The sequence below is a fragment of the Enterovibrio coralii genome, from assembly GCF_001559595.1.
Taxonomy (GTDB): domain Bacteria; phylum Pseudomonadota; class Gammaproteobacteria; order Enterobacterales; family Vibrionaceae; genus Enterovibrio; species Enterovibrio coralii.
Genome location: NZ_LNTY01000025.1, coordinates 62,782 through 88,706, shown reverse-complemented (window position 1 = coordinate 88,706; position 25,925 = coordinate 62,782). Strand labels below are relative to the sequence as shown.

Sequence of the window (25,925 nt, the reverse complement as noted above, 5' to 3'; positions counted from 1 at the left end):
TTTTGGGGCGGAAAACGGAGTCTCATACGGCTTGTTTTTCTTGTTCAAGCAAGGCCTTTTTCCGCTCCAATCCCCATCGATAACCGCCCAAGCTGCCATCGTTTCTCAGTACGCGATGACAAGGTACTAGAACGCCAATGCGGTTTTTACCACAAGCGGTACCTACGGCTCTCACTGCTTTTGGGCTGCCGATTTCGTTGGCGACATCGCCATAGCTGCAAACCTCTCCGTCTTTGATGCTTAAGAGAAACTGCCAGACTTTGATCTGGAAAACGGTACCTCGTAAATCGAGCGGTAAATCTGGCTTGGGCGCGCCTTGGCTAATGTGGCTATCCAGTGCGGTTATCCAATCGTCCAGTTCATGGCTGGTTTGGGCATCCGACGCTGCTAACTGCGCCTTCGGGAACTCCTGCTCAAGCAAGGTAACCAGTGATGCTTCATCATCACCAAACTGCACACAGCATACGCCAATGTCTGTGGCGGCCATCAGCAAGAGCCCGAGCTTGGTTTCGCGGCAGGTGAAATAGATGGTTTCTCCTTCGCCACCTGCTTTGTAGGTTTTTGGATTCATGCCCATTTTGCGGGATTCTTCGCCGTAGACGCGACTGATTGAGCCAAAACCGGAGTCGTAAATCGCATCCGTCACGCTGTTGCCTGTTTTCAACGACTGCTTAAAGCGGCGCATGCGAAAGGCATCTTGATAGGCTTTGGGTGAGATGCCAAACGTGCTTTTGAACACTTTTTGAAAGCGAGACGGGGACAAGTCCGCCATATCCGCTAACGTTTGTAGGGTGAGCTTATCTTCACAATGGGCTTCGATATATCGAACCACATCAATCAATTGCCGCGTTCGTGTATCTTGCGTGTCGGTATAGCAACGCTTACAGGGACGAAAACCTGCTTGAATAGCGTGCTGTGCATCGGCAAAAAAGCGCATGTTATCTGGGTTGGCAGACTTTGATGTGCAAGAGGGATGGCAAAACACGCCGGTGGTGATAACGCCATAGATAAACCGTCTGTCATAGCGGTTGTCTCGGTTTGCGACTGCGGTTTCCATCTCAAGTTTTGTTAGCGTGGTCATTTGCACTCCAGCCATTGTGTTGCCCAACGAATTATCGCTATCACACCACAGAGCAAGACAAGGCTCCATCCGAAAATGGTTGGGGAATTATATATAGCATGGCTAAATGATGCGCAAGAATCGGATGTTTTGTGCTTTTTAATGGCTTTAGTCTGGGAACATGGAATGACGACAGGACCTAAGTGATGACAACAACGATTAGCTCAACCATGTCTGCCAGAGTGTGGCTTCTATTGATTCTTCTCTCCATGCTGTGGGGCGGTTCTTTTTTCTTCGTGGGTGTCGCGGTCGGCGAGTTGCCTGCACTGACAATCACGTTTCTTCGCGTGAGTATCGCGGCTATCGCGCTGTGGAGCTTTGCGTTTGTGATCGGTATTCGTCCTCACTTGTCACGACAAGTCTGGCTCGCGTTTTTCGGCATGGGGATGTTGAACAACGTCATTCCGTTTGTGCTGATTGTGTGGGGACAAACCCAAATTGCGTCTGGGCTAGCGTCAATACTGAACGCCGCAACGCCCATTTTTGCCGTGATTGTAGCGGGGCTTTTATTACCAGATGAGCGGCCTACACCGCTTAAAATCATCGGTGTCACGATAGGTTTTACTGGCGTGGTGGTGATGATAGGTGTGCCTGCGTTAGGCGGCACAGGCACCTTGCTTGCGCAGTTGGCGATTGTCGGGGCGACGGTGTCTTATGCCTTCGCGGGTGTGTTTGGTCGCCGATTTAAAACCCTGCAAATAAACCCAATTGTCGTCGCCGCAGGGCAAGTGACCGCCTCTTCAATCGTAATGCTTCCAATTACCCTGTATGTCGATGGGGTTGCTGGAATTGGGGATGTAAACACATCTGTTTGGGCTTCGATTTTCGCCTTAGCCATTCTTTCAACGGCCGTGGCTTACGTTCTGTATTTCAAAATTCTGGAAGTGGCAGGTGCGACAAATGTGTTGCTGGTGACCTTGCTCGTGCCAGTTTCTGCAGTGTTTTTGGGAACGGTATTCTTGGGTGAGTCTCTGGGTTTGATTCACCTAATCGGTATGTTGCTCATCGCCCTTGGATTGTCTGCAATCGACGGTAGATTGTGGCAACGGCTCAAGCCTCAATCGGCGAAATAACGACGTGAAAAGAGCAATAAAAAAGCCCCTTGAGAGGGGCTTTTTAAGTCGTTAAGGGGTGTCCGAGTCTGAGAGCAGACTATGCGTTTTTAAATGCTTCATCGCCGATTGGGATGCGAGCCATTTTTTTAGCATTCTTACTAATTGTTGCTTTGTAATAGGTTTCACCAAATGGTCATCCATCGTCTTTCCGATAGAATCTAGCGCGTCCTCACCGTATTCTCCGGACAAGGCAATAATTGGAATGTTTCCTACTAAGCGGCGGATGGTCTTAGTCGCCTCTATCCCATTCATACCGGGCATTTGAATGTCCATTAGCACCAAATCAACATGTTCATTTTTTGCCTTTGCTATCGCTTCTGGACCGGAGGAAGCATGTATAACAACGACCCCTTCCTTGGCTAAATAGCTCTGAACTAATAAACGGTTCACTTGCATATCATCAACAACGAGAACTTTGCTACCTATCAAACAACCCAATCTACTTAATCCGCCATCGGCAATGATAGCTTCCAAGGAACGTAAAAAAGAGAGTCGGTCGAACACACTTTCGATTTCTCCCTGAGTTAGATTGTTGACTTCTGCCGCTACAAGTTTTTCCTCAGACTCACAATGAAGAGCGTTGTGAATCCAAATAGGAGTAACTTGGGCCTGATGACCAAACTCGCCCGAGCGTAGTTGTTTAATGAAATTGAACGTATTCTCAATACGGTTGGCATCGATGAGTATTACATCGAAAGCCTCCATCATTGAGAGAGAAAGTTTAGCACTCTCATCTGAATAAAATACGACCTGAGCCCCCAACGATTCAAACTCTGAGGACAGAAGGGCGAAGACGTTTCTATCACAAATAGCGAGACACTTTTTACCTTGAAATGCTTGGGTTAGAGGCTTGATTAACGTAGATAAATGGTTGACTTCATTCAGTACAGGAAATGTGAGCACAAACTCAGTAAAGACACCAGGCACAGATCGGACGTCGATATTGCCACCAAACGACTCCATTACTCGCCGACAATATGCCAACCCTAATCCGCTGCCGTTTCGTTTTCCAAAAGAGTAATATTCGTCAAAGATATGCTCTTTTTGTTCTAACGTGATGCCGGGTCCTGTATCAATGACTCGAACCAAATTCTTGTCTTCAGTGGCACTAAAACGAATGTGGACTTTGCTTTTCGGATGAGTATCGAAGTAGCAGACTGCATTTTTCAGAAGATTGAATATCACAAAGCTGTACAAGGTATCACTGCCATGAAAATCAAAGTCGGTCTGCATATCCAAGATCACTCGGCGTTTATGTTCTTCACTGTTGAAGCTGAAGTCATTGAGTGCTTGAGAAGTTAGTTTTGCTGCTGAATACTCTTTAAATCGAGCTGTACTAATCCCTTCTCCATTCATTTCATCCAAAATAGCGTCGATAAAACGATTACCCAATTGAACTGCTTTTTTTCCCTCTAACAGCTCTTGGTAAATTCTTTTCATATCAGGCGAAGTAATTGAATCAGCTCTACTCTCTTCACCGCCAAACATGTCCGCGTCAATTCTTTCAAAATGGTAGTTGATCTTGGTCAGTGGGTTTCTAATCTCATGGGCAATAGAACCCGCGAGAACTCGAGACTTTCTGATTTTCTCCTCGGTAATGATGAATCTACTTGCTGCATCAAAAAGCAGTTGGAGACCGAGTATTTCTTCATTGGTGAAAAGTGGAAGCTTTTCATCTTTACTCACAGTGTAGAAGTAAATAATTTCATCCTTCTCATTGGTAATTGGTAACACCAATGAGATGTCTGAGCTTCTCATTTCGTGAGCTATATGGCTGAGGGTGTCTTTGTTGCTCTCCCTTCCGTGTTTAATTTGATACTCCAACTCCTCTCTTACTAAAACCGACCGATTTCCCTTAAAGTATGGTAAAAACACCTTACTTCTCGCGTTATTGTTTACTCGATGAATCTGGCCTAATTTTGCATTCAAGACACCATTTAGCCTTTCAATTGCTTGTTCAGTGGAGTATCGAAATTCTGAAATTAGGCTACTAATGTTCTCAACTGGGTTACCTTTTTCGCGGTAAATCAGTCGATTGAATTGAGAGTGGAAAAAGTCATGGGTTTTGTGCCAGAAAATCCCTGTTAGCATCGTCAAAGCTACAAGTACTGCGACAGTATTTTGCCCCTGTCCAAAATAAGCAATCGCCGCAACGGGAAGGATGTAAACAGATGCGTTTAAAAGGAAGCTCGAGCAGCCTAAAAACATATAACGCAAGCTGTAAAAACGATCGCTTAACAGTGCGTATCCAACCATTAAAGCTTCCACTATAGAAAGCGCGGGAGGAACCCAAACTGCGGAGAAGTCGTTGAAAACCACTGGTATTAGGAAATGTGCGGCAAAGGTGGACACGATAAAAGCCACCATCCCAAACACCATATACGTTGACTTCACACGCTTGAGCATTAGCGAACTTTTGCTTGATGCAATGAAGTTTTTTAATGTGAGAATGATTAACAGTATAAGGCTTCCAAAGAATAACCCACTGGTTGGTCCAAAATGGATCACGAACTTGCCAATATCTTCAACATCAACATTGGTAACGCTGAGCCCTGGGGCCGCGTTTGTTGTCAGAGTGATTAACACGGATAGGCAGAAAACACCCCATTGCCATTTTGTGATTTTGTAGCTTGCTCTCTCTGATACGAGGCGGCAAGAAAACAAATAGGCAAATGAGAATGCTAGACCTGACACGACGTTTGCCAACATCGCCATGCCGAGTGTTACACCTTGGCTGCAATCAACCAACAGTGACGATTGGAAGAATGCATTCGACAGTATCCATACAGAGATGAGTACAGTGTAAAGCGTATAGGTACGTAAAGAGGTCGGGAGATTCCCGACTTCTTTCTGGTCAATGTGATAGCAAAATAGGCGGCCCAAAGCATCACCACAAATGCGATAACACTGAGAAGCATGGCTACGTAGTTTGCTGAAGAAGAGTACGCTAAATCATACATTGGCTGCAGCTCTTGCTAGTCGTCTCATGGAAATAATTCGCTTGTTATATTCTCTGAAGCTGCACTGTTTGAATGCTTCACCCATAGGCGTTGTAAACACAATCCCTTGGAATGTTGTTAGCCCAGTGCCTTCAACTCTCTGATAGCAGAGCGAAACGTATGGCAACGTTGTCTCAGTATCTTCGTTGACGGACTGATAAAAACTCAAAATAGACGGCTGCTCCACAATCGTATAGGCAACCTCTAAACCTATCTCCGCTAGTGAAATCGTCAGGTTTTTCAGGGTGCTGAAGAGTATGTGGTTAAGCTTTTCTCTCGGCCCACTGATCGCCATTCGGATAATTTCGCAGACAGCGTCTTTTTGAGAAATCGTGTCCAGCAATGAATAACTGAATGCCTCTATTGTTGAGGTATCCACTTTAGAGCGAATCATGTTTTTAAACACATTAGAACGCTCTAAAGCAAGGATCTTCTCACTGTCCAATGATAGTGTCCAATTCTCTGTTCTAAAAAATGGATCAAACGTCAACCAATTCTCCTTTTGGTGCCAACGCTGTATCAATGCTGATGCTAGAAGAACTGGTGTGTTTTTAGGAGCTTCCTGATACAGAATGAAATGCTCGCCAGATCCAGAGATGTCTAAGTAATAAAGCATCTCGTACCAGTGCTGCTGTTTAACAAAGGTTTCAAGATTTATAAGGATATTTGCGCTGCTTAGGCTCATTGGCACATTAGAGAAAGTGGTAAGAAATAATCGAGAATCGCTCTTAATGTCTTTAACAACCTCAGATTTGTAGTTCTCATTGATGGCAATTTCCTCATAAACATGAGCCTCAGAGTCACCTAATTGCTCAATGTGAATACGTGCAGCTTCATTAATCTGAAAGGCCCTCAACTCTGCCCAGCAATTCAACATGTCTCCGAAATAGTTGATCGCTGTTTTTTCGATAGTCAGAAAAACGGTAGGGAAGTCAGGCATCTCTCTGATGCCCATAATTGTTTGACCAATTGGACCAGTAAGAGTGGTGTAGAGGTTTCCTTTCGTCTGGTTTGATGGTAGCTCCTTTAGTACCTCCTGGTATCGGTAAGTCACAATTTTTTCAAATAGGTCATGCTGTTGAGTCGCTTCCATATAATCATTAATTGATTGTAGGAATAGCTGCTTTTCTTTTTCGTTTGGGAGAAGAAAGCTGAGGCTGTTTGGTGTGTTTTCAAGTGCGTTGTGGATGGTATGTAAGTCGTACATTCTAAACTCCTCGACTAGTGGTCGTAAAAATCTAGACAATTGTACGGTCTTCAAAGTACAGATATGGGGGCTTTCAAGTAAATAAATTCATACAAAATGAAAGTGGCAGACAAATATATTCTCATTTTTAGGCGTGTCTCAAAAAATTCCTTCAATTCAGGCTTTTCTAGAAAAAACATACTGAAACGACTGTTGTAGGCCTGCCTTTTGCCGAAGCAGTCAAGGTGCTGGGGTAAGGTGTACTAAAGGGGAAGGTTCTCAGGTGAGTTATTGCCTTGAAACAACTTTCGTTTCTAATGGCACTGTCGAGACTTAGCAGTTTTGGTATGATCGACAGCATCAAGCGACAACGCCATGACCTTAAAAAGCGCGACGTTAGGAGAAGCGAATGAGTCTTAAGGGACTACAAAAATATCTGGCTCTGAATCATATCGACTATGAAGAGATCACGGGCGGCTTGATGATTAAGATGGGTTTTCTCGTCGGGCGTGTTCACGTGAAGTGGGACGAGGAGAGGAAGGCCTTCAATTTTAACGATAAGTCTCGTTGGGTTTCTCAAGCATTTCTTGTCGCCATCATGCTGTATTTTTTGTTCACCAATTTAGGTGTTTACTCACCGCTTCAGCTATATACCTGTGTGGGCGTCACGATTGCGATGCTGGGTATCTTCACCTACAAAGAAGTCAAAATTCGTCAGCTAAAAACAACAATAATTGAGAACGTGGTCAAATAGATAACGATTTATCTGGATTACGTTTTTAAGTCGGTTGAAGAGCTCGCGCTAGTCAGCCGATTTTTTTTGCTCCAACTGCTTTTTGTGATTAAACCAAACCTCCTTCGAATTTTGGGTGCACATAGTTGTCACCTTTCCACAATGCTCTCTTTCGCTCTTTTCGAATACCAATCGCAAAAATATGACTTGTATTTTAGGCGTCTAGTGGTGCGTCGCACCATTGTCAAAAATCAAAAACAGCCGCTCTAACTGTAACTACATATAAAACACGGTCTTACGAAGTGTTGTGATTTTTTGTGATGCCTCTTTGTTTGTATGGATATATGGACTGACTCTTTCATCTTTATGCGATCTCATACTGAAAAGTTATGAAAACTCGTCACTAATATCGAGCTGGCTTTCACATTAGCGCTTGAGCGAAGTCTTCCTCCGACAATAAAAAGGAGAAAGACAGTGACAAAACCAACACTTGTTCGACATCAGGGAACGACGTCAGATGAATTCTGGATGTTATGGGGGAATAACCATTCCCGTTTAAGAAATTGTTGTATGCGATGGCTCAACGGTAACGTCGCCAGAGTGGAGGATGCAATGTCTCAAGCAAGGGATAAATCCTATCACCACTATTTACGAAAAAGTGAGCAGATCAACAGCCCGTTTTCTTGGTTGTGTAAGTTAACCTATAACATCTGTATCGACATACTGCGCGATCATAAAAAGCAGCTCAACCTTTGTGAAACCGTCTCCCATAGCCCCGACCTTTTCTACTTTTCTCACGTGACGACCGAGCCTCTGGAAGATGAGATTCAACGCGAGAACACCCTCAATGACGTTGTTCGTGCGTACGAAAAGCTAACTCCAGATTTGCAGCGTGTAGTTCGCTATCGTTTTATTGAGGAGCTGGAGTATCCGGAGATCGCGGAAATGCTCCAGATATCTCAAGCAAATGTGCGCAAGCGTGTTCAGCTAGCGCGTAGGCAAATTAAAGCCTTCATTCACTGACCCCCACTTCTCCCTTTCACAGGTAGCGTCAGCGAACGTCGTTACATTAAACGTTCGCGATGCTGATGTGGCTGATGTTACGACGCTCGTTCCTTGTAGGGAGGATTCGCTATGAAAAACTATCAATGGTTCGCGGTGTATACCCGAGCCAATGCAGAAAAAAAGTTTGCTGAAAGAGTACACATTGAAGGCATTGAGGCGTTCTTGCCGTTAGCGACGGTAACGCGTATTTGGAGCGATCGTAAGAAAATCATTTCCGAGCCTTTGTTCAAATCTCATGTGTTTGTCTACACAAACACGGAAGGTCTTCAGACGATCAAGTCGATGCCCGGTTTTTCCCATTTTATACGTTTTGGAAACCATCCTACGCCGATACCCGACAGCCAAATCATTCAAATCGAGACCATTATTCAGCACTTCCCTTCTACGTCGGCCGTGTCCAGACGTTGGGTGAAAGGCGAGTCGGTTGCGATTGCAAACGGTCCGTTGAAAGGCATGCTCGGCACCCTTGTAGAAGTGGATGGTGAGAAAAAAGTCGCGGTGGACGTCACAGCATTGCAGCAATCTCTCATTGTGACGCTTCCACTTTCTTCCGTCGTTAAATCTGAGGTAATTCGATGAGCTTATTAAATGAAGAAGGAAAGGCCCTGAATCGCAAATTGTTGTTACGTCATGAGGGACTGGAACTCAAACCATATCACTGCACGGCTGGGAAAATAACGATTGGTGTGGGCAGAAATCTTGCTGATGTTGGGGTGTCAGAAGCAGAAGCAATGATGCTGCTAGACAATGATATCAAAGAAGCGGAAGGGCAATTATTGCAGCACCTTCCTTGGGTGGCCAAGCTGGAACAACACCAGAAAATTGCCTTAGTGAATATGGCTTTTAACTTGGGTGTTCGAGGCCTTTTGAAATTTAAGAAGATGCTGGCAGCGTTGCAAGACGATGATATCAACCGCGTGGAGGCCGAGATGCGAGACTCTCGTTGGGCAAGACAAGTTGGTCGTCGTGCCGAGGAAGTGATTTCGTTGATGCGTGGGGAGTTGGACGTTTGATACGCGCTGCTATTAAGGCATTCCCAGTATTGTGCTGTTCTAGCAATCATTAAATGTATTTGGCAACTTTTCCGTTAATCGTGGTGTTAGCGGGAAAGAAGCCAGTACATATCTAAACGCTCGACGGTAGCCAGGTTTTTTGGTTGCGGCGTGCGTCGGATGATAAATAGAGTGCATCCAGGAAACGTGCTCCCATGTCTTTAATGTTCGCCCCAGAAGTAAGGGCTCTTTGATGGAGATAACCCTATGCAGAAAAAAACGAGTGCTCGACGAAATCACTCTGCGGCAGATATGGACATTCAGCGGCGCTCAATGGAAGCGGTTCCTCGATGGGCATTGGCATTATGCGCGGTGATGCTTGTGCTAAGTTTTGCGATTCGCCAAATTGGCCTAGACATTTCTTCTCCTATCAATCGAATTATGTCTGCGCATGCGGTTCGCATTGAATCTCAATCCGCGACGGGTCAAACATCTACGCCAGAAGAAATGCAAGCTTTACGAAAAGAGCTAAACGCCCTCCAAAAAAGAGTGAAGAAGCTCGAAGTTTGGTCTCACAAGCCAGCTCACAAGCATTAGTCATTTCACAACATCCTTCCTCGATCGTCTCTCCCTCATTAAGCGATAGTTGCAGAAGCAAAAAGCCCACACTTTTTGCTTCCTTTGATCTATGCCTTTCCATGGTGCTTCGCCACTTTTGAGGAGGGAGGAGAGGATGTAAATGAGTGTTTTAACGCGCTGTTTTTCCGTATTTGCAAAGCGAAAGCAAAAAAATGAAGCAAAGGGGATCAACCTGATTTCCTACCTGCGTTTTGTTGAAATGCTAAAAGCAGGTATCGATGAACTATCAACAGAGCCCAATGAGCATGTTTCTCAGTCGTTTGAGCTATACCTGGAAAAACAAAATCCACCTGATTTTGACACAGAGATCCAAGCGCAGATTGATGAGATTTCAACGGCGTTAAGGGCTGGAGATGTCGAAGGGGCTTTAAACGACTTAGACAACCTTAAGCAACAATTGTATCGCCGGGGTACAACCAACATTGATAGCACTGACTATCGTTTGAAAACCGTTGCCATTGAGGACTCTGATGGCAGCGCACCCAAAATCATTCCTTTGATTTCCTTACTGCCTCCTGCCACTCCTAGATTTAGCGCGTTTTCTCTCCGTATCGATTTGAATCTGTTTTTGAATCAGGAAGGCGAGTTAATGGTGGCGTGCACGTCATTAAATAAACCCATTAACCCAAGAGCATTAAGGAAACTGACGGCATTAGGCAGGGCAACTCAAACGGTTTCTTACCAACTCAGTCAATCTGATGACGAGTTTTACCAAAACATTCATCAGCAGATGAAAAGGCTGGCGAGCAAAGCTAGCGTTAAACCACTTACGAATAACAGATAAGGCATTTCATTATGATTAAGTTTCAAGCGTTAATGCAGGCGATACAAAAGAGTATTCACAGTGCCGCACAAGCAGTTGAATCTGAGGGAATAAAGCACGTAGATAAGTTCTTCGATAAGGTGCCAAGTGAAAAGTACCATGAGCAGCAAAACCAAAGGAAGCGGCTGACAGAAGCACACGAAGCACTCGATCGAAAGGATATGGAAAAGGCGAATAGCCTGTTAAAAGAATTCAACGATGTGAATGAAAATGCCCAAAACGTTGCCCCAGAGCAGGAGATGATTCATCGGCCAAAAATGGTTGCGATGGCCTTTCCCAAACAAGGTAAGAACGGTGAGATAGAGAAAACTATTGTCAATGTTCCACTGATCACTCTGTGTCCTATCAGCAGTCCTCGCATTAAGGAAGTGCATTTTGAGGCGGAACTTGAGGTGACCGCTGATGACAATGACGAGTTGCATGTGGCGTTTAGACCTTTGTATGGCAATCAGTCTGAAGGTCAGGTGAGGGCGGATGATACCAACACCAAAATTGCCATTACACTCGTTGGGCATGAACCGCCAAAAGGCCTACAAAAAGTGGTTGAGGGCTATGAGAAAGTGCTGCGCGCGCAGATACCAGGTTAAAGGAGACGTTAAATCATGGCTGATGAAAACAAGAACTTGGTGTCAATGGCACAACAGTTTAGCGGTCTTCCGATGCGTGCATTGGTCGGAGCCCCTTTAATTGCCGCGGCACAAGCCAACAGTGAAATGGCTCTGACACAGACTCGCTTTTTGCTTGATACCTGTTTTGAAAAAGTGCAAGAGGGGGAGAGTCAGGTATTTAGGCCAATTATGGTCAATATGACGGTAACGCGTTCTGTGATCGACAAGGATGGTCATCCTGCACAAGATGTGGAGTCTCGCTTTAGTCTTCCTTTGATGACGCTGATTCCACTGAATTCGTTGGCTGTGGATGAAGTTAACGTCTATTTCGAGATGGAAGTGGTTAGCTCATTTAGCCAAAGCAGCAAAATCAAGGCGTCACAGAGTTCGGATAACAAAGAGGAAAGCCGCTTGTCTGACCGCTTGGAAACGTCAGATCAAAGCACTGAGTTGACGGGGTCTGTGGCGGCAATGGCCAGTAAGCATGCATCGAGTGACACCGAAAAGAAACAAAGCAATGCGGCTAGGTACGAAATAACCACGCACGCGAGTCAACTGCCGCTTCCCAAAGGGGTGACAGCGGTGATTGATGCTTATACACAATGCATCGCGCCGATTCAAAGCAAAGACTAAGCGAAAAACTTCGTTATTCGAACGCAAAATTTATTCTTTGTAATTTGAAAATAAATATTCACTAATCTTAATTTAATTCGTCTTAAAGGTATTGCTTCAAGAATAAATTTAATTGAAGTAATGAACGGTCTATTTACTTGGCCGAAAAAAGCATTCAATTTTAATTTTCGAAAGTGGATGCTGCATAACAAGCCTTTGTTGTTATGAGTGCTTTAAGTGTCCCTAACTTAAAGCTGAATTTTAAATTATCGAATTTGAGGAATTAAGTATGGCTAATCGTGCCCTTGTTTCTATGGCTCAACAGTTTAGTGGTCTTCCAATTAAATCGCTTATCTCTGCGCCACTTCTCGCTGGTGCAGAAGCAAATGCCAAAATGGCATTGACTCAAACACAGTTTCTGCTGAGCACTTGTTTCAACGTTGAAGGCGAAGAGCCAAATCAGACGTATAAGCCGATCATGATTAACATGACGCTGACGCGCTCTGTCATCAAAGCGGATGGTGAAGCTGGTGCACCGGTTGAAACCAAGTTTGACCTTCCATTAATGACCATTATGCCACTGAACTCTCTGGCTGTGGACGAAGTGAGTGTTAACTTTGAAATGGAAGTGAAAAGCTCATTCTCCAACGATAAAGAGACATCGTCTCAGTCTGAACGTGCTGCGGAAGGTAAGTTCTCTGCCAAGGTAGGTTACGGCTGTTTCTCTGCTGAAGTCAGTGGCTCTGTGTCATCGAAAAGCTCTTCTGCATCGTCTGAGAAGTCTCACTACGAGAAATCAAACTCTGCGAAGTATGACATTCACGCACATGCAGGGCAGTTGCCGCTTCCAGAGGGTGTTACCACAATCATCCAGGCCTTCGCTCAGAACGTCACTCCTATCCAGCTGAAGGGGGATGACGGTGACGCTGGTTAAAACCAAGGTTAAAGCCAAGTGAATAAGTGGACGTAGCCGCTTAATCTTTCGTTGAAATCACGCCTCGGTACAGTGCCGAGGCGTTATAAGGAATTACTTATGTCGAATAACACGATAATTAATTGTCCGGTTTGCCAATCACCTATTGCTATTGAGCCGAAATTATTGATGTCTGGTTTTAAATTTAAATGTGGCAACCATAAATGTGATGCGTCAATTAGTATTAGCTCTGACAGTCAGCAAGTGGCAAAAAATGCCTTCGGTAAGTTTGAAAAAATGAAAAAAGAACTTTGATTGAATCATGAAGGTGCGATTTTACTATTTCTAATAGCATTGGTTTGATAATGAAGAACATTAAGAATAAACGTTATAAGCTGATATATATCTTGTTACCCATGTCATTTATGTCTTGGGCTGAATCTACCATTCATCAGTTTCCGGCAACGCTCGTTAAAGTGGTTGATGGTGACACGTTTCGCATGTTGCTTGAGGTTTATCCGCGCCAGTTTAATGAAGTCGATGTGAGACTATATGGCATTGATGCACCTGAAAGCCGGAGAGGCAGCAAACAGGGGATGCCAATTCCTGAGTGTGAAATCGAGCTAGGAAAAGCGGTTACGCAGCACATAGATTCGATTCTTGATAACGCTGATTCTCTGATGGTGAATAACATTGACCCTAGCAAAACCAAGTTCGCGGGGAGAATCGTCGGTGATGTCTGGTTCGAAAGCGATGGAATCGAAATGAGTGTTGCTGAATATTTATTGGAACAAAACTTGGTGGTGCCGTATTACGGTGGAAAACGAAGTATCTGGGATTGTGATCAGATCACACGATAAAAAGCCTAACCTGGTTTCAAGTAACAGCCCGCAGCGTGAGCGGTAAACAAATTTGACCCCCTGCCAGTAAAGAGCGTATTGAACTAACTGCCGTTCTTCTCGTTGCTGGGTTGGCAGGCCAATGCAGGGGGTTCCTCTCCACTCAATAGATTTTTTTTCCTTTGCCATTCAACACCGCGCTGTTGAACGAAAACCTCTCCAAAACTCTGTCACATGCCGGCAACTCGCCCGTCTTACTTATAAACCCTTTCAGTGCTTCGATAATTGCGTTTCGGAGTGCACTTTCCAAAGGAGATAAGTGTTGGCCGATTTTTCATTGTCTTTTGAACACCTCATAGAGGATGTTTTTCAGGTTGATTCGCTGGATAGTCACCTGGAGGGACTGCCATTGGAGCGCCTTGGAGACCAAGCTGGATTGTGGCAAAAAGTGCTCAAGGCGACAGGTTGGCGAATGGACGAGTTCGATTTGTTTTTCAGAGAATGCTATCGAGCGAATGTTTGGCAAGTGTTACGTGCGGACGATATACGCAGTCAGGCTATCGCGGACTCTTTGTTTAGATACGCATCCTATTCAAACTGCACGCATGCAATCCGACTAATGCAGGTCACGCTTGGGTTGCCTGCAACAGGTGTGATGTCAGATGCAGACATCCAATACCTCAATATCATCAGAGAAGAGACGTTTTACCTAAATTTTGGGCGTGGAAAAGTCGCATCATGGCTGCAAACCTCAAGTCTCGCGCTCAAATTCGCCCCGTAAACTTTGGCGGAATGAGTGGTTTGGAAGACGTGTCTAGCGCAGAATCGATATCTGGAGGCACTTGTGAGAAAGGATAAAGATAATCTGGAGAGGATGTTTAAGCGTCCGAGTTGCTTTCAACGACTTTTTTCAATTGCTCCGAATTGGCTTTGGGCTTTGTGCGCAGGCGCACTTGTTATGAATATAGCATTAGGAGAAGTGGGTGTTGGCATCGCAAATGTCATTCAGGATATTCAACAAGAGAATGAGAAAGCACCTGTTACCAGCAAACGTTGGGCATGTGTGTTGGGAGAGGTTCAGGTCACTGGCACGCTAAATCTAGATAAATGTCTGGGCTGGAGCGGCAATTCGAGCGAGTAATCGTGACAAGGTTGTCTCTATCGCTAATCGTAAAAAAGACAAAGTGGTAATCGGAGTTAGTTTTCTATTTTTGGTGCAATGTGATGAAAGTTTCGCCGTTACCGTGACCCATTCTAAAAAAACTGTGTATTTGTGGAAACCTTCATCCTAACACGGTGCTAATTCTCTTTTTTCTGTTGGCGTCTAGCGATACTATCCCGTACATCATTCAGTTTCGTCGTTTGTGGACGATGAGCTAACTGCGTAACGACACTTCCAACAAACCAACAACTTTGCTCTTTCTTTTTGGGTCTTGAGTGACCGTTTATCTTTGTTCGAAATTTAGGAGAGATGGCATTGCATTACTATCGCTGGTATGCGGTATATACCATGCAAACGCTGAAATCGATTTGTGCGAAAAACTGTTGGATATGGGGTATGAAGCCTACTTGCCGCAAAGAACGGTGAGAAAAACCGTTGATGGCAAGAAAAAGGTTTCCTACGAACCGCTGTTCAAATCGCACGTGTTCGTAAGAACCAAACCGGACGGACTGGTGGCGATTAAAGCACTGCCGCAGTTCTCTCACTTCGTGCGTTTCAAAAACTACTTAGCGTCGATTCCTGAAACCCACATTGTGAAAATCAAAACCATTCTTTACTACTTCGAAGAGTCGACATCTATCGCCACAAGCCTTGCGAACGGTGTCACCGTTGCGGTCGTGAACGGTTCGTTGAAGGGCATGACAGGCATTCTCTTAGATGATGAAGACAACCGTAAAGTGGCCATGGAAATTGGTCAACTTGGCCGTTGTGTGCTTGTTGATGTGCCAAAAGCGAGCGTTGTTCGCACTGAATTCGCAACCACCGCCTGATTGTATTAAGCACTGTCATTCGATGGTGCTTAACTCCGCCTTTCTTTACCTTCCGACGACCATTTTGTCTTCCTGACACGGATGCCTTTGTTACTATTGTGATGAATATTTCATCAAGGAAGAGGCTATGAAGTTCGTAAAAAGCACAACCTTTACCGCGGATCGGCCTTGGGGCGCGTTAGATATCGCTGAAATGAACGGTATCACCACCCGATTGCATTGGACTGATCAGCCCTACAAATGGCATATCAATGACGGTGAAGAAGTGTTTGTCGTGCTCGACGGAATCGTTGAAATGCATTACCGCCATCAGGGTGAAGAACATCATGAGGTCATGACGGTGGGCGACATTTTTTATGCAAGCGTTGGTACGGAACACGTGGCAAAACCCATTGGAGAAGCGCGCATTTTGGTGGTGGAAAAAGCAGGAAGCGTATGATTTTCAGTGTGACAGGAGCGTCGTCGCAGACTTGGTGGCCAAATTTGAAGATTATCAGTTCAGTTGTAACACTATGATTTAAAAGCATTGTCATGTTGGTGTCAGGCCTGTGTCGTGGCCGACAGTGTCATTTATCCGGTAGTTTATCGGCAAACAGCAGAAAGGAAACACAAATGATTATCAGGAAATTACGTTTGCAGCGTGGCTGGTCTCAAGAACAGCTTTCTGAGATGAGTGGGTTGAGTGTTCGCACTATCCAGCGTCTCGAAAGAGGAGATAAAGCTGGGTTGGAATCTCTGAAATCACTGGCTGCTGTCTTTGAAGTTCAAGTATCAGACCTACAAAAACAACCGGAGCCAGACATGACTGAAGATGTGAAATACACGGAAGAAGAAGAGCGTGTGATGAACCAAGTGCGAGATCTCAAAGGGTTTTACTCGCACCTTGTTACCTATGTGCTGGTGATCGGCATGCTGTTCGTTATTAACCTGCTGACAAGCCCGGAGTATATCTGGGCATGGTGGCCGGCGATGGGCTGGGGCATTGGCCTTGTTATTCAAGCATTGAATACGTTTGAGTTGCTGAACTTCTTTGGCCCAGATTGGGAAAAGAAACAGATCGAAAAACGCCTCGGCAGAAAGCTTTAATCATCGCCTTTGAAAGAGCCAGCAGCTTGCTGGCTCTTTACTGTTTGCATTTCGTTACTCGGGTTACAAAGCGTCGATTCATCCGATCGCTACAGGAAAAAGCGTGTAATCATTCCGATGGGAATGTTGTTACTGTTTCTAAGTGAAAACGCATTTATTTCATGCAGTTCACAATTCCAATCTGTATATATATACATGCTTTTTAGGGGTTATATCATTGGAGGGCTATTTTCGTTTTAGAGCTCCAATATGACCCAATTTTTAGAAGCTGGCATCCAAGCGCTAGTTGACGATTTCATCTCCAATGGAAAGCCTTGCCCATCCCGCCAAAACATTTCAGACCGCCGAGCAGGCTATGTAAGTAGTACTGTGCTTGCGGGCAAAAGCCCAGCAATGGCAGAGGAGTTTTTGGATACGGTGAATGGCATTCCTGTGAAAGTGTATAAGCCGACGAAAGATCTGAACTTGCCAATCACCGTTTACTTTCATGGTGGCTGCTTTATTAGCGGTGGCTTCGATACCCATGATGCTCAGCTACGTCAAATCGCCGCGTCGTCCAACACCATAGTCATTTGTATTCAATACCGATTGGCACCTGAGTTTACCTACCCTGCCGCGCATGACGATGTATATCAGGCTGTATTGGGTATTAAGACTTGCGCCCATCAATATGGTGGTGACGCTGACAATATGGTGTTTGTGGGTGACAGCGCAGGTGGTCAGCTAGCATTGGCAACGACGCTGAGGCTAAAAACGTTGCAATCTTGGCTACCGAGAAAACAAATTCTTATTTATCCGATGCTTGACCCGCAAGGTCAGAGCGAGAGCTACCGTGAAAATGCGACGGATTACATCATTACCGCCAACATGCTGCTGTCCGGTTTTGAGATGTATGCGAAGGATGCGTCAACCCTCAAAGCAGCACCCGAATTAAACGTGTTGAGTGCGGATTTGTCTGGCCTTCCTTCAACGTCGATTATCACGGCGGAGTTTGACCCGCTGCGTGATGAAGGTGAGCAGCTTTACAAAGCACTACTAGCCCAGGGTGTTGAGGCTTACTGTGAGCGTTATCTGGGCGTTATTCATGGGTTCTTCCAGCTATCGGGCGTGAGTGAATCGGCAAAGCGCTGTATCGAAAGCATTTCCAGTCAAATTCGCCGCTAGGTGAACACAGGGAGAAGAGAGTCATGGACGTTATTGTTATCGAGCAACATGTGTCCGAGTATCCTGATCCCATCGTGCTTAGAAAAGGCGAGGTGGTCGAGCTCGGCGACGGTGATGATGAGTATCCACATTGGATATTTGTGACCACCGAGTCTGGCTCTCAAGGCTGGGCACCCGAGCAGTTCATAGAGCCTCAACCGTGCAGTCAAAAAGGCAAGCTGCTTGACGACTATGATGCGCTAGAGCTCAACACAGTGCTGGGTGAACAGCTGACAGTGTTGTTTGAACTTAATGACTGGTATCGCGTCAGGAGACCAACAAGCGAAATTGGCTGGGTGCCCGTTAGTACGGTTGAACCCCTCGTATAAACCTGCCTGTTACAATTTTCTGATGCATTGGCGTTTTCTTGCACCAATGCATCAGAACGTCAATCTATTCCTCTTCTTCAACGTCCTTTCCCTTTAATGCCTATCTGAGACAACTCTTCTTACTATTGATACAAACATCATTTGCCGAAACCGGTTTCGTTAAATAGTTTTTAAGAAAAGACGGATGAACGAGATCTTATGGCATTTCAAGTTCGGCACATTCCTAACCCAAAACCGATACGCGAAAAGCGGACAACGATTAACGATTTGTCTCGCGTATTGGGGCTGTCTAAAGGAACTGTGTCACGCGCCTTGAATGACTATCCGGATATCTCACCGTTAACCAAACAAAAAGTACGAGAAAAAGCAGCGGAAATGGGTTACCGCGCCCTGAGTTACGCTCAAGCGGTAAAAACAGGACAAGTCAGTGCCATCGGATTAGTCCTCAATTTGGGCAGTGACAATGCTCACCGGCCATTTCTCACCAACTTTATCGATGGGATTAGCCGCGTGGTGAGTGAGAGAAATTGGACGCTCACGGTTGCCACAGCGCAAGGTGATAAAAACGAGTTGGACACCATCATACGCCTTGTTGATGAGCACAAAGTGGATGGTTTCATTCTGCCGCGAAGTAAGGCTGATGACCCGCGTGTGGCGTTATTGAAAGCGGAGAAGGTACCTTTTGTCATCTTTGGCCGAACACAGGAACTTGCAGGTGTGAGTTATTTCGATGTCCGCGGTGAGCAGGCGATGCGTGAAGCTGTGAGGCTGTTTGCCCAAGAAGGGCATGAGCGCATTGGGTTTATCAATGGTGGCGAAAGTTATAACTACAGTCGGTTGCGTGAAGAAGGCTACTTGCTTGGGCTTAGCGATGCCGGTATTGCACCAGACCCCAAATTGATAGCGAGCGGCGGGTTTACAAAATCAGCGGGACAACAACTGGGCCATGCCTTGCTTGAGGTGAGAAATCCGCCTACGGCGATTGTTTGCGCCTTGGATGTGGCCGCACTTGGGGTTTATCGCGCAGCAGAAGATAGAGGTTTGAAAATTGGAAAGGATCTGGCCGTCATTGGTTATGACGCATGCCGGAAAGTGGATTTGCCACACCACCTTTAACTACCTTTTCAGTGGATATGCGGTTTTCTGGCGAGCAACTTGCGACCTTGCTTCTTCGTCAAATCGACGGTGAAGAACCAGAGTCATTACGACAAGTTGTCAACGCCACTCTTATCACTCGTCAATCCCACATAAAAGGGTGAACGAGGTTTGGCAGAAAGGAAATGACGCAAGGAGTAAACCATGAGTAATCAGCAAACAGGCAAGACCGGTTGGCTGGCAGGTATCGTGTTGTCAGCGTTATTTGGTGCATCTTCGGTCTACGCCGACACCATTCGATTTTGGACCACGGAAGAGCAACCAGAGCGTCTTGAACGTCAAAAAGCCATGGCAAAAGACTTTGAAAAAGCCTCTGGCACCAAAGTCGAAGTCATTCCAGTGACGGAAAGTGACCTCGGAACGCGCGCAACAGCGGCGTTTTCTGCGGGCGATTTGCCTGATGTGATTTATCACACCTTGCAGTACACCTTACCTTGGCAAGAAGCGGGAATTTTGGATGCGGATGCCGCAACCGAAGTGATTGAAGAACTTGGCGAAGACACGTTTGCGCCCGGTGCACTGAAAATGGCGACGGTCGAAGATGGCTACGCAGCGGTTCCTGTAGATGGGTGGACGCAAATGCTGGTGTATCGCAAAGACTTGTTTGATGCCAACGGCCTTTCTGCGCCGGACTCGTATGCCGACGTACTTGCTGCTATCGAAAAACTTCACAATCCGCCAAACATGTTCGGGTTTGTGGCAGCCACCAAGGTGGATGAGAACTTCATGAGCCAAGTGTTGGAGCATGTGTTCTTGGCAAACGGCGTATCGCCAGTAAGCGAAGATGGCGTGCAGCAGCTCGACAAAAAGAAAACCACTGAGGTGCTTGAGTTCTACAAAGCCATTGCGGATGCATCGCCAGACGGAGAGCTTTACTGGAAGCAATCTCGTGAGCTGTATTTCAGTGGCAAAGCCGCAATGATCATCTGGTCTCCTTTCATTCTTGATGAACTGGCGGGCCTGCGTGACAGTGCACCGCCAACCATCAACGACGATCCAACTAGCCGCGAATTGGCATCTAAAACCGGTGTCGTGACACGCTTCTCCGGCCCATCAAACCCTGACGGTGCAGCCTGGGGCGATGTTCGTTACTTCGGGATCACGTCCGATGCGGATATCGACAATGCCATGGCATTTATTCGTTACTCGATGAGTGATGGTTACACCAACACGTTGGCGATTGCGCCAGAAGGCAAGTTCCCTGTGCGTCGCGGCAATGATGAAAACCCGACTGAATACACAGAAGCATGGTCAAAACTCCCCGTGGGCGTAGACCGTAAAGCCCCGCTTTCTGAGCTTTACGATGCCGCGATTGTTGAAGAGATTGTCAGCGGCCTTGATAACGCGCAGCGCTGGGGGGTTGCAGAAGGTCAGCTTGCACTGGCTTCGAAAATCATCAATAGCCAAGCCATTAACCGTCTCGTTCGTGAATACATTGACGGTGAGCGTGATGCCTCTTCGACGGTGGATGCAATGAATAAAGCACTGGCTGAGCTTCAATAGTTAATACGACGAAGACAAGCAACGACGACACACAGCAAACAGGTGCCGAATAATCGGCATCTGACGGGCAAGTATTTTCCAAGGAACAGGGATGAGCGAGTCAATTAACACTGTAAAACCTGAACCGCCCAAAGGTGTTGGACCGCTACAGAAGCGGGAAACCCGACTGGCATGGGGGCTTTTGTCGCCCACGCTAATCTCGGTGGCACTGGTGGTTCTGTTACCACTGCTGGCTATCTTTTGGATCAGTGTCAAACCCATTGGGTTGTCCGATCTTCGACCAGTTGAACCCAATGTGTATGAGCGTTTTCGTGGCAAGGCAAAAGAAGTCGGTGATGAAATAAAGATCGAATATCGACTGACTAATCGCTCCAAAGAAAAACCGATTGGGCAAGTGACGTTAACCGATGTGTTGCCGGCAGGCTTAGCCGTACAGTCGGTGCCAGAGCAATGTACCTTGAACGGGAGAGATCTTTTTTGTGAATTGGGTGATTGGGAGCCCGGCTACAAAGAACGGCTCCGCATTCCGGTCGTCGTGACGGAAATCTATCTCGCTAACCCTGAAGGCATGCGTGACTATCCTGCAGAAATGACGGGGATCAGCAGCTCTGATTTGTTCAACGCCAATTTCACCTTTGACAACTTCACCAAGGTCTTTGATAGCGATGAGTTTGTCGAAGTGCTTTGGGTGACCATTTTCTATACCGTGTTTGGCACCATCGGCGCGCTGGTGGTGGGCATGATGGCAGCCTTGCTGCTGAACAAATCCTTCGCGGGGCAAGGCTTCATTCGTGGCTTGATGCTGTTCCCGTATGTCGCGCCTGTTATTGCCGTTGCGTTTACCTGGGTAACCCTTTTTGACCCGTTTTCAGGCTCAGCAAACGCACTGCTAATTCAGATGGGAGCTATCACAGAGCCGATCAATTTCTTCGGCGAAAAACCGCTGGCTTTGATCAGCGTGACGGTATTTGAGATCTGGCGTTATTTCCCACTGTCTTTCCTGTTTATCTTGGCGCGCATGCAGTCCATCGATGCGGATATGTATGAAGCGGCGAGAATGGACGGTGCATCGCCGTTCCAGCAGTTTTGGTATCTGTCCATTCCGCAACTGCTGGGGATATTGTCGGTACTCTTCCTGCTCCGCTTTATTTGGACGTTCAACAAGTTTGACGACATCTTCCTGCTAACAGGCGGTAATGCAGGAACGCGCACCTTAACCGTGAACGTATATGAGCAGGCATTCGCTCTTTCCAATATCGGCGCAGGTGCTGCGGTGGCCGTGGTCATCTTCCTTTGCCTCATCATTTTCTCATTCTTCTTTTTCCGCTATGTCAGCAGGGAGGAAGGGCTATGATCGCTTCAACACCGAAAATTTGGTATCGCCAGTCAGACTTTGTGGCGGCTGTCATTGGCGCGCTTTGGGGTGTCAGTGCTGCTGTTACCATCACCGTTGCATTGGCACTTATGACCGGTGCTGGTGTCGCTCCAATGATGCTGGCGTCGTTACTCGCTGGGGCAGTGGCGGGCGTGTATACGCTACGTATGCAGCACCGTTTGGAGGGCATTCCGCTGGTGGTGAGTGGCACCACGCTTTACTTGTTCCTTTTCCTTGCGGCAACAGGTTTTGGCCCCTTTTCCATTTCGTTTGCGGAGCATACCACCTCGCAGGCGGTAGCCTTTGTCGTCATGGCGTTATTCACGGTTTGGCCTTTGACGCGCATGTTCTTGAAATCGCCAATAGGCTGGATGGACAGGCATGAATTTGAAACCGCGATCATCAATTTCATGTACTGGTTTGGCTACCTGTTTTTCATCATCATTGTGGCGGTACCTTTCTACGTGATGGTGATGACAAGCCTTAAAAGCCAGCAAGCCTTGCTCGCCAATCCGTTGGATTTCAGTCTGGATCTCGACAAAGGCTGGGGACTGCTTCGCTCTTACACTGAACTCTTTGAACAGTTCAACTTTGGCGAGTATCTGATCACGTCTTTTGGTGTTTCTGTCGCCACCGTCATCGTGACGTTGCTGTTCAGTGTACCGGGAGCCTATGCCGTGGCGCGACTTCGCTTTCGCGGTCAGGCGGCGATGTCTCGTTCGATATTGCTGATCTACATGGTGCCAATGATTGTGTTGGCTCTGCCAATCTACATCGGCTTCAGCATGCTGGGTTTACGAAACTCGTTATTTGGCATCTTGCTCATTTATCCGGTGACCACGATTCCCGTCGCCCTTTATATGCTCCAAGGCTACTTCCGAGGCTTGCCTGCGGAAGTGGAAGAAGCAGGTCTGATGGACGGGCTTTCTCGGCTTAAAGTGATTTGGAAAATTACCCTACCGCTTAGTTTGCCGGCGATGGCATCGGTTTCTCTGTATGTCTTCATGATCGCTTGGAATGAATTTCTGCTCGCGTTCATGCTGCTCGATGATCCCTCAAAATTCACGCTAACACGCGGGGTCGCCATGTTGAACAGCTCTGAAATTCCAAGACAACACCTGATGGCGGGGGCCGTTATCGCCACTGTGCCCATCATGATCATCTTCTTGGGGCTAGAGCGGTTCATGGTCAAAGGGCTGACAGCAGGATCGGTGAAATAGGTAAGAATTTTAGGGATGAAACATGGACACTTTGGATAAACAAGCGATCGGCATACTGACGGACAACGACAGAGGTGGCTACACCATCCCCACGTCCGGTTTGTATCCGTATCAATGGAACTGGGACAGCGCGTTTGCTGCACTCGGGTTTGCGACGTTTGATATTGGTCGAGCGTGGCAAGAGCTTGAAACCTTACTGACGGCGCAGTGGGAAAACGGCATGGTGCCACACATTGTCTTTCATCAAGAAGATGACGGCTATTTTCCTGGACCACAAGTTTGGCAGGGGATTGGGCCGATTGCGTCTTCGGGGATCAGCCAACCGCCGCTGTTGGCAACCTTCGCGAGAAAAATCTACCACAAAGACCCGACCTTGGGGGCGTTCAAGCTTCGCGCTATGTATCCGGCATTGTTGAAATGGCATCGCTGGTACATGGAATGCCGTGCCGAGTCGGGGGCCGTCGCTACCACTCACCCTTGGGAAAGTGGTCGTGACAATGCGGTAGATTGGGATGAAGCCATGAAGGCTGTCGATATCAGCAATGTCGGTGACTACCAGCGACGCGATACGTCTCATGTTGACCCTGCGATGCGTCCTACCAAGCTCGATTACGACCGCTACCTGGCCTTGCTCTACTTTGGTCGAGATTGCGGCTGGGATGAGTCAGTCATACGTGACCATGGCCCTTTCCGCGTAGCGACCCCACGCTGACCTTTATTACGCTACGCGCGCATCGTGATCTCGCCGAAATTGGCCGACTTCTGGGGCATGATGTGAGCGAAATAGAGCAGTGGATTAAGGAGCTGACAGAAGGTTGTGAGCAGCTTTGGAATGCCCATATTGCTGCCTATGACAGTGTTGATCTTCGCACCCAAACCTTCGCGAACAGTCTTTCTAACGCGTCATTTCTTTGCTGGTACGCCGGTATTGATAATCCCGAGATGAAAGCACATCTCGAACGCATGCTGGCAAGTGGGCACTACATTGTGCCGAGCTACGATCCAGCTGGAGAGCACTATGACGCAATGCGTTACTGGCGTGGCCCAGTGTGGGCATTTATGAATGCGCTGGTGGGCTGGGGTTTGGAAGAACAAGGGCATGTTGAGCTGGCGAGGGCAGTGCGTCAGCAAACAGCAGGGCTTATCGCAAACTTTGGTTTTGCAGAATATTTTAACCCGGATGATGGCACACCTGCGGGTGGCGGTCATTTTACATGGACGGCGGCAGTGTGGCTTTCATGGTCTCTGTCGGAAATAGCGGGAGGCTAAACATGGGATCGATTCAACTGAACAATGTCGAAAAGTGGTATGGCGACACGCAAGTCATCAAAGGCATCGACCTTTCTGTAGAAGAAGGTGAATTGGTGATTTTCGTCGGGCCATCAGGCTGTGGTAAATCGACTTTGCTGCGCATGATTGCGGGTTTGGAAGAAACCAGTCGTGGTCAGATCATGATTGATGGCGTTGATATGACGGACCAACCGCCAGCGAAACGCGGCCTGACTATGGTGTTCCAAAGCTATGCCTTGTACCCGCATATGACGGTGCGCGAGAACATGGGCTTTAGCCTGAAAACCCAAGGTCGCCCGCAGTCAGAAATCGACGAGAAGGTAAATTACGCCGCGCAGGTGCTCAAGCTTGAAGAGTATTTGGAACGTCGCCCCCGTCATCTGTCTGGTGGTCAGCGTCAACGTGTTGCGATTGGGCGCTCTATAGTTCGTGACCCAACCGCATTTCTGTTTGACGAGCCACTATCGAACTTGGATGCCGCGCTTCGCGTTGAGATGCGCTATGAAATTGCCAAGCTTCACCAGTCTTTGCAATCGACCATGATTTACGTGACTCACGATCAGGTTGAAGCGATGACCCTCGCTGACAAAATCGTGGTGCTGCAAGGCGGGATCATCGAGCAAATTGGCAGTCCGAAGACCTTGTATGACCGTCCAGCCAATCTCTTTGTCGCGCAATTTATCGGCAGTCCAAAGATGAACATTCTGCCTTGCATCACCGAAGGCGTCGAGTATGGGCTTGCAGGTGGAAAAGGCGGTGCTTACCCGCATGATGTTGAGGCAACGCAATTGGGAATTCGTCCAGAAGCCATTGATTTAGTTGCGCCGGAAGCGGGTAACTGTTTTGGCATTGTAGATGTGACTGAATACCTAGGTGCCGATATCTATGTAGTGGTTGATTGCGAAGAATTGGGGAAAGTGACTGTTCGCGCAGACGGAGAAAGTGAGGTGAAAGCAGGGGATAAAGTAGGCCTTCAATTCCATGCAAACAAGCTCCACTTTTTCGATGCAAAAGGCACAGCGATCCTCGCTTCGTAACGACGCGCATTCAGACTTTTCGAGTTGGTCTGAATGCACATTCTCCTTTTTTAGCAGCGACTCCCCCTACAAAGGTTCTGCTAGTAGAACC

The 25,925-nt window shown here is 46.9% G+C and carries 28 protein-coding genes and 1 pseudogene; 26 read left to right on the top strand and 3 right to left on the bottom strand.

Going from position 1 to position 25,925, the window contains the following annotated elements; all coding sequences use genetic code 11:
• Window positions 1-22 precede the first annotated feature (22 nt).
• Window positions 23-1,081 (bottom strand): bifunctional DNA-binding transcriptional regulator/O6-methylguanine-DNA methyltransferase Ada, encoded by a 1,059-nt coding sequence (gene ada / locus ATN88_RS07525; protein ID WP_067413638.1) that lies wholly within the window; start codon window positions 1,079-1,081, stop codon window positions 23-25.
• Window positions 1,082-1,266: 185 nt separating this feature from the next.
• Between ada and ATN88_RS07520 the strand changes: the two genes are divergently transcribed.
• On the top strand, window positions 1,267-2,193 hold the full coding sequence (locus ATN88_RS07520; RefSeq protein WP_067413635.1) for a DMT family transporter: 927 nt from the start codon (window positions 1,267-1,269) through the stop codon (window positions 2,191-2,193).
• A gap of 51 nt (window positions 2,194-2,244) precedes the next feature.
• Here the strand turns inward: ATN88_RS07520 and ATN88_RS07515 are convergent, their stop codons facing one another.
• Both ATN88_RS07515 and ATN88_RS07510 read right to left on the bottom strand, forming a co-directional pair.
• Window positions 2,245-4,950 carry an ATP-binding response regulator gene (locus ATN88_RS07515; protein ID WP_232312930.1) on the bottom strand — a complete coding sequence of 902 codons (2,706 nt, stop codon included), beginning with the start codon at window positions 4,948-4,950 and terminating at the stop codon, window positions 2,245-2,247.
• A 237-nt stretch (window positions 4,951-5,187) separates the two neighbouring features.
• Window positions 5,188-6,441 (bottom strand): acyl-homoserine-lactone synthase, encoded by a 1,254-nt coding sequence (locus tag ATN88_RS07510; RefSeq protein ID WP_067413630.1) that lies wholly within the window; start codon window positions 6,439-6,441, stop codon window positions 5,188-5,190.
• Window positions 6,442-6,829: 388 nt separating this feature from the next.
• On the opposite strand from ATN88_RS07510, the gene ATN88_RS07505 reads away from it, so the two are divergent.
• The 25 genes and pseudogenes from ATN88_RS07505 to ATN88_RS07390 all read left to right on the top strand — a co-directional run bounded on the left by ATN88_RS07505 (window position 6,830) and on the right by ATN88_RS07390 (window position 25,834).
• Entirely contained in the window at window positions 6,830-7,174 is a 345-nt protein-coding gene (locus ATN88_RS07505) for a hypothetical protein (RefSeq protein WP_067413626.1), read from the top strand.
• Window positions 7,175-7,681: 507 nt separating this feature from the next.
• Window positions 7,682-8,176 carry an RNA polymerase sigma factor gene (locus ATN88_RS07500; RefSeq protein WP_269748119.1) on the top strand — a complete coding sequence of 165 codons (495 nt, stop codon included), beginning with the start codon at window positions 7,682-7,684 and terminating at the stop codon, window positions 8,174-8,176.
• Between the two features lie 111 nt (window positions 8,177-8,287).
• The gene (gene nusG, locus ATN88_RS07495; protein WP_067413618.1) at window positions 8,288-8,797 is read left to right on the top strand and encodes a transcription termination/antitermination protein NusG; all 510 of its coding nucleotides are present in this window, start codon (window positions 8,288-8,290) and stop codon (window positions 8,795-8,797) included.
• Window positions 8,794-9,231 carry a glycoside hydrolase family protein gene (locus ATN88_RS07490; protein WP_067413615.1) on the top strand — a complete coding sequence of 146 codons (438 nt, stop codon included), beginning with the start codon at window positions 8,794-8,796 and terminating at the stop codon, window positions 9,229-9,231. Before nusG (ATN88_RS07495) ends, ATN88_RS07490 begins: the two co-directional genes overlap by 4 nt.
• Window positions 9,232-9,477: 246 nt before the next feature.
• On the top strand, window positions 9,478-9,807 hold the full coding sequence (locus ATN88_RS07485) for a hypothetical protein (protein ID WP_067413612.1): 330 nt from the start codon (window positions 9,478-9,480) through the stop codon (window positions 9,805-9,807).
• A gap of 142 nt (window positions 9,808-9,949) precedes the next feature.
• Window positions 9,950-10,633: a hypothetical protein gene (locus ATN88_RS07480; RefSeq protein WP_067413609.1), complete on the top strand. Its 684-nt coding sequence runs from the start codon at window positions 9,950-9,952 to the stop codon at window positions 10,631-10,633.
• Between the two features lie 11 nt (window positions 10,634-10,644).
• Window positions 10,645-11,259 carry a DUF2589 domain-containing protein gene (locus ATN88_RS07475; protein ID WP_067413606.1) on the top strand — a complete coding sequence of 205 codons (615 nt, stop codon included), beginning with the start codon at window positions 10,645-10,647 and terminating at the stop codon, window positions 11,257-11,259.
• 15 nt (window positions 11,260-11,274) lie between these two features.
• The gene (locus ATN88_RS07470; protein WP_067413602.1) at window positions 11,275-11,913 is read left to right on the top strand and encodes a DUF2589 domain-containing protein; all 639 of its coding nucleotides are present in this window, start codon (window positions 11,275-11,277) and stop codon (window positions 11,911-11,913) included.
• Window positions 11,914-12,181: 268 nt separating this feature from the next.
• Window positions 12,182-12,826 carry a DUF2589 domain-containing protein gene (locus tag ATN88_RS07465; protein WP_067413598.1) on the top strand — a complete coding sequence of 215 codons (645 nt, stop codon included), beginning with the start codon at window positions 12,182-12,184 and terminating at the stop codon, window positions 12,824-12,826.
• Between the two features lie 99 nt (window positions 12,827-12,925).
• Complete coding sequence (locus ATN88_RS07460) at window positions 12,926-13,120, top strand: hypothetical protein (protein WP_067413594.1); 195 nt, start codon at window positions 12,926-12,928, stop codon at window positions 13,118-13,120.
• Between the two features lie 50 nt (window positions 13,121-13,170).
• Window positions 13,171-13,665 carry a thermonuclease family protein gene (locus tag ATN88_RS07455; protein ID WP_067413591.1) on the top strand — a complete coding sequence of 165 codons (495 nt, stop codon included), beginning with the start codon at window positions 13,171-13,173 and terminating at the stop codon, window positions 13,663-13,665.
• Window positions 13,666-13,966: 301 nt separating this feature from the next.
• Window positions 13,967-14,425: a hypothetical protein gene (locus tag ATN88_RS07450; protein ID WP_067413588.1), complete on the top strand. Its 459-nt coding sequence runs from the start codon at window positions 13,967-13,969 to the stop codon at window positions 14,423-14,425.
• A gap of 177 nt (window positions 14,426-14,602) precedes the next feature.
• Window positions 14,603-14,785, top strand: a complete 183-nt coding sequence (locus tag ATN88_RS25765; RefSeq protein ID WP_157490678.1) for a hypothetical protein — start codon at window positions 14,603-14,605, stop codon at window positions 14,783-14,785.
• A gap of 410 nt (window positions 14,786-15,195) precedes the next feature.
• Entirely contained in the window at window positions 15,196-15,636 is a 441-nt protein-coding gene (nusG, locus tag ATN88_RS07440) for a transcription termination/antitermination protein NusG (RefSeq protein WP_232312984.1), read from the top strand.
• Between the two features lie 127 nt (window positions 15,637-15,763).
• The gene (locus ATN88_RS07435; protein ID WP_067413582.1) at window positions 15,764-16,075 is read left to right on the top strand and encodes a cupin domain-containing protein; all 312 of its coding nucleotides are present in this window, start codon (window positions 15,764-15,766) and stop codon (window positions 16,073-16,075) included.
• A 173-nt stretch (window positions 16,076-16,248) separates the two neighbouring features.
• The gene (locus ATN88_RS07430; RefSeq protein ID WP_067413577.1) at window positions 16,249-16,722 is read left to right on the top strand and encodes a 2TM domain-containing protein; all 474 of its coding nucleotides are present in this window, start codon (window positions 16,249-16,251) and stop codon (window positions 16,720-16,722) included.
• Between the two features lie 249 nt (window positions 16,723-16,971).
• Window positions 16,972-17,886, top strand: a complete 915-nt coding sequence (locus tag ATN88_RS07425; protein ID WP_067413574.1) for an alpha/beta hydrolase — start codon at window positions 16,972-16,974, stop codon at window positions 17,884-17,886.
• Between the two features lie 23 nt (window positions 17,887-17,909).
• Window positions 17,910-18,254, top strand: coding sequence for an SH3 domain-containing protein (locus ATN88_RS07420; protein WP_067413571.1), 345 nt, complete (start codon window positions 17,910-17,912; stop codon window positions 18,252-18,254).
• 198 nt (window positions 18,255-18,452) lie between these two features.
• Complete coding sequence (locus ATN88_RS07415; RefSeq protein WP_269748113.1) at window positions 18,453-19,370, top strand: LacI family DNA-binding transcriptional regulator; 918 nt, start codon at window positions 18,453-18,455, stop codon at window positions 19,368-19,370.
• Window positions 19,337-19,513, top strand: a complete 177-nt coding sequence (locus ATN88_RS28185) for a substrate-binding domain-containing protein (protein WP_332308871.1) — start codon at window positions 19,337-19,339, stop codon at window positions 19,511-19,513. The genes ATN88_RS07415 and ATN88_RS28185 overlap by 34 nt, the downstream gene beginning before the upstream one ends.
• A 40-nt stretch (window positions 19,514-19,553) precedes the next feature.
• Entirely contained in the window at window positions 19,554-20,912 is a 1,359-nt protein-coding gene (locus ATN88_RS07410; RefSeq protein ID WP_067413567.1) for an ABC transporter substrate-binding protein, read from the top strand.
• 91 nt (window positions 20,913-21,003) lie between these two features.
• The gene (locus tag ATN88_RS07405) at window positions 21,004-22,266 is read left to right on the top strand and encodes a carbohydrate ABC transporter permease (RefSeq protein WP_067413563.1); all 1,263 of its coding nucleotides are present in this window, start codon (window positions 21,004-21,006) and stop codon (window positions 22,264-22,266) included.
• Window positions 22,263-23,507 (top strand): carbohydrate ABC transporter permease, encoded by a 1,245-nt coding sequence (locus ATN88_RS07400; protein ID WP_067413558.1) that lies wholly within the window; start codon window positions 22,263-22,265, stop codon window positions 23,505-23,507. The genes ATN88_RS07405 and ATN88_RS07400 overlap by 4 nt, the downstream gene beginning before the upstream one ends.
• 22 nt (window positions 23,508-23,529) lie before the next feature.
• A pseudogene (locus tag ATN88_RS28830) lies at window positions 23,530-24,776 on the top strand (MGH1-like glycoside hydrolase domain-containing protein).
• A gap of 2 nt (window positions 24,777-24,778) precedes the next feature.
• Entirely contained in the window at window positions 24,779-25,834 is a 1,056-nt protein-coding gene (locus tag ATN88_RS07390) for an ABC transporter ATP-binding protein (protein WP_067413553.1), read from the top strand.
• Window positions 25,835-25,925 lie beyond the last annotated feature (91 nt).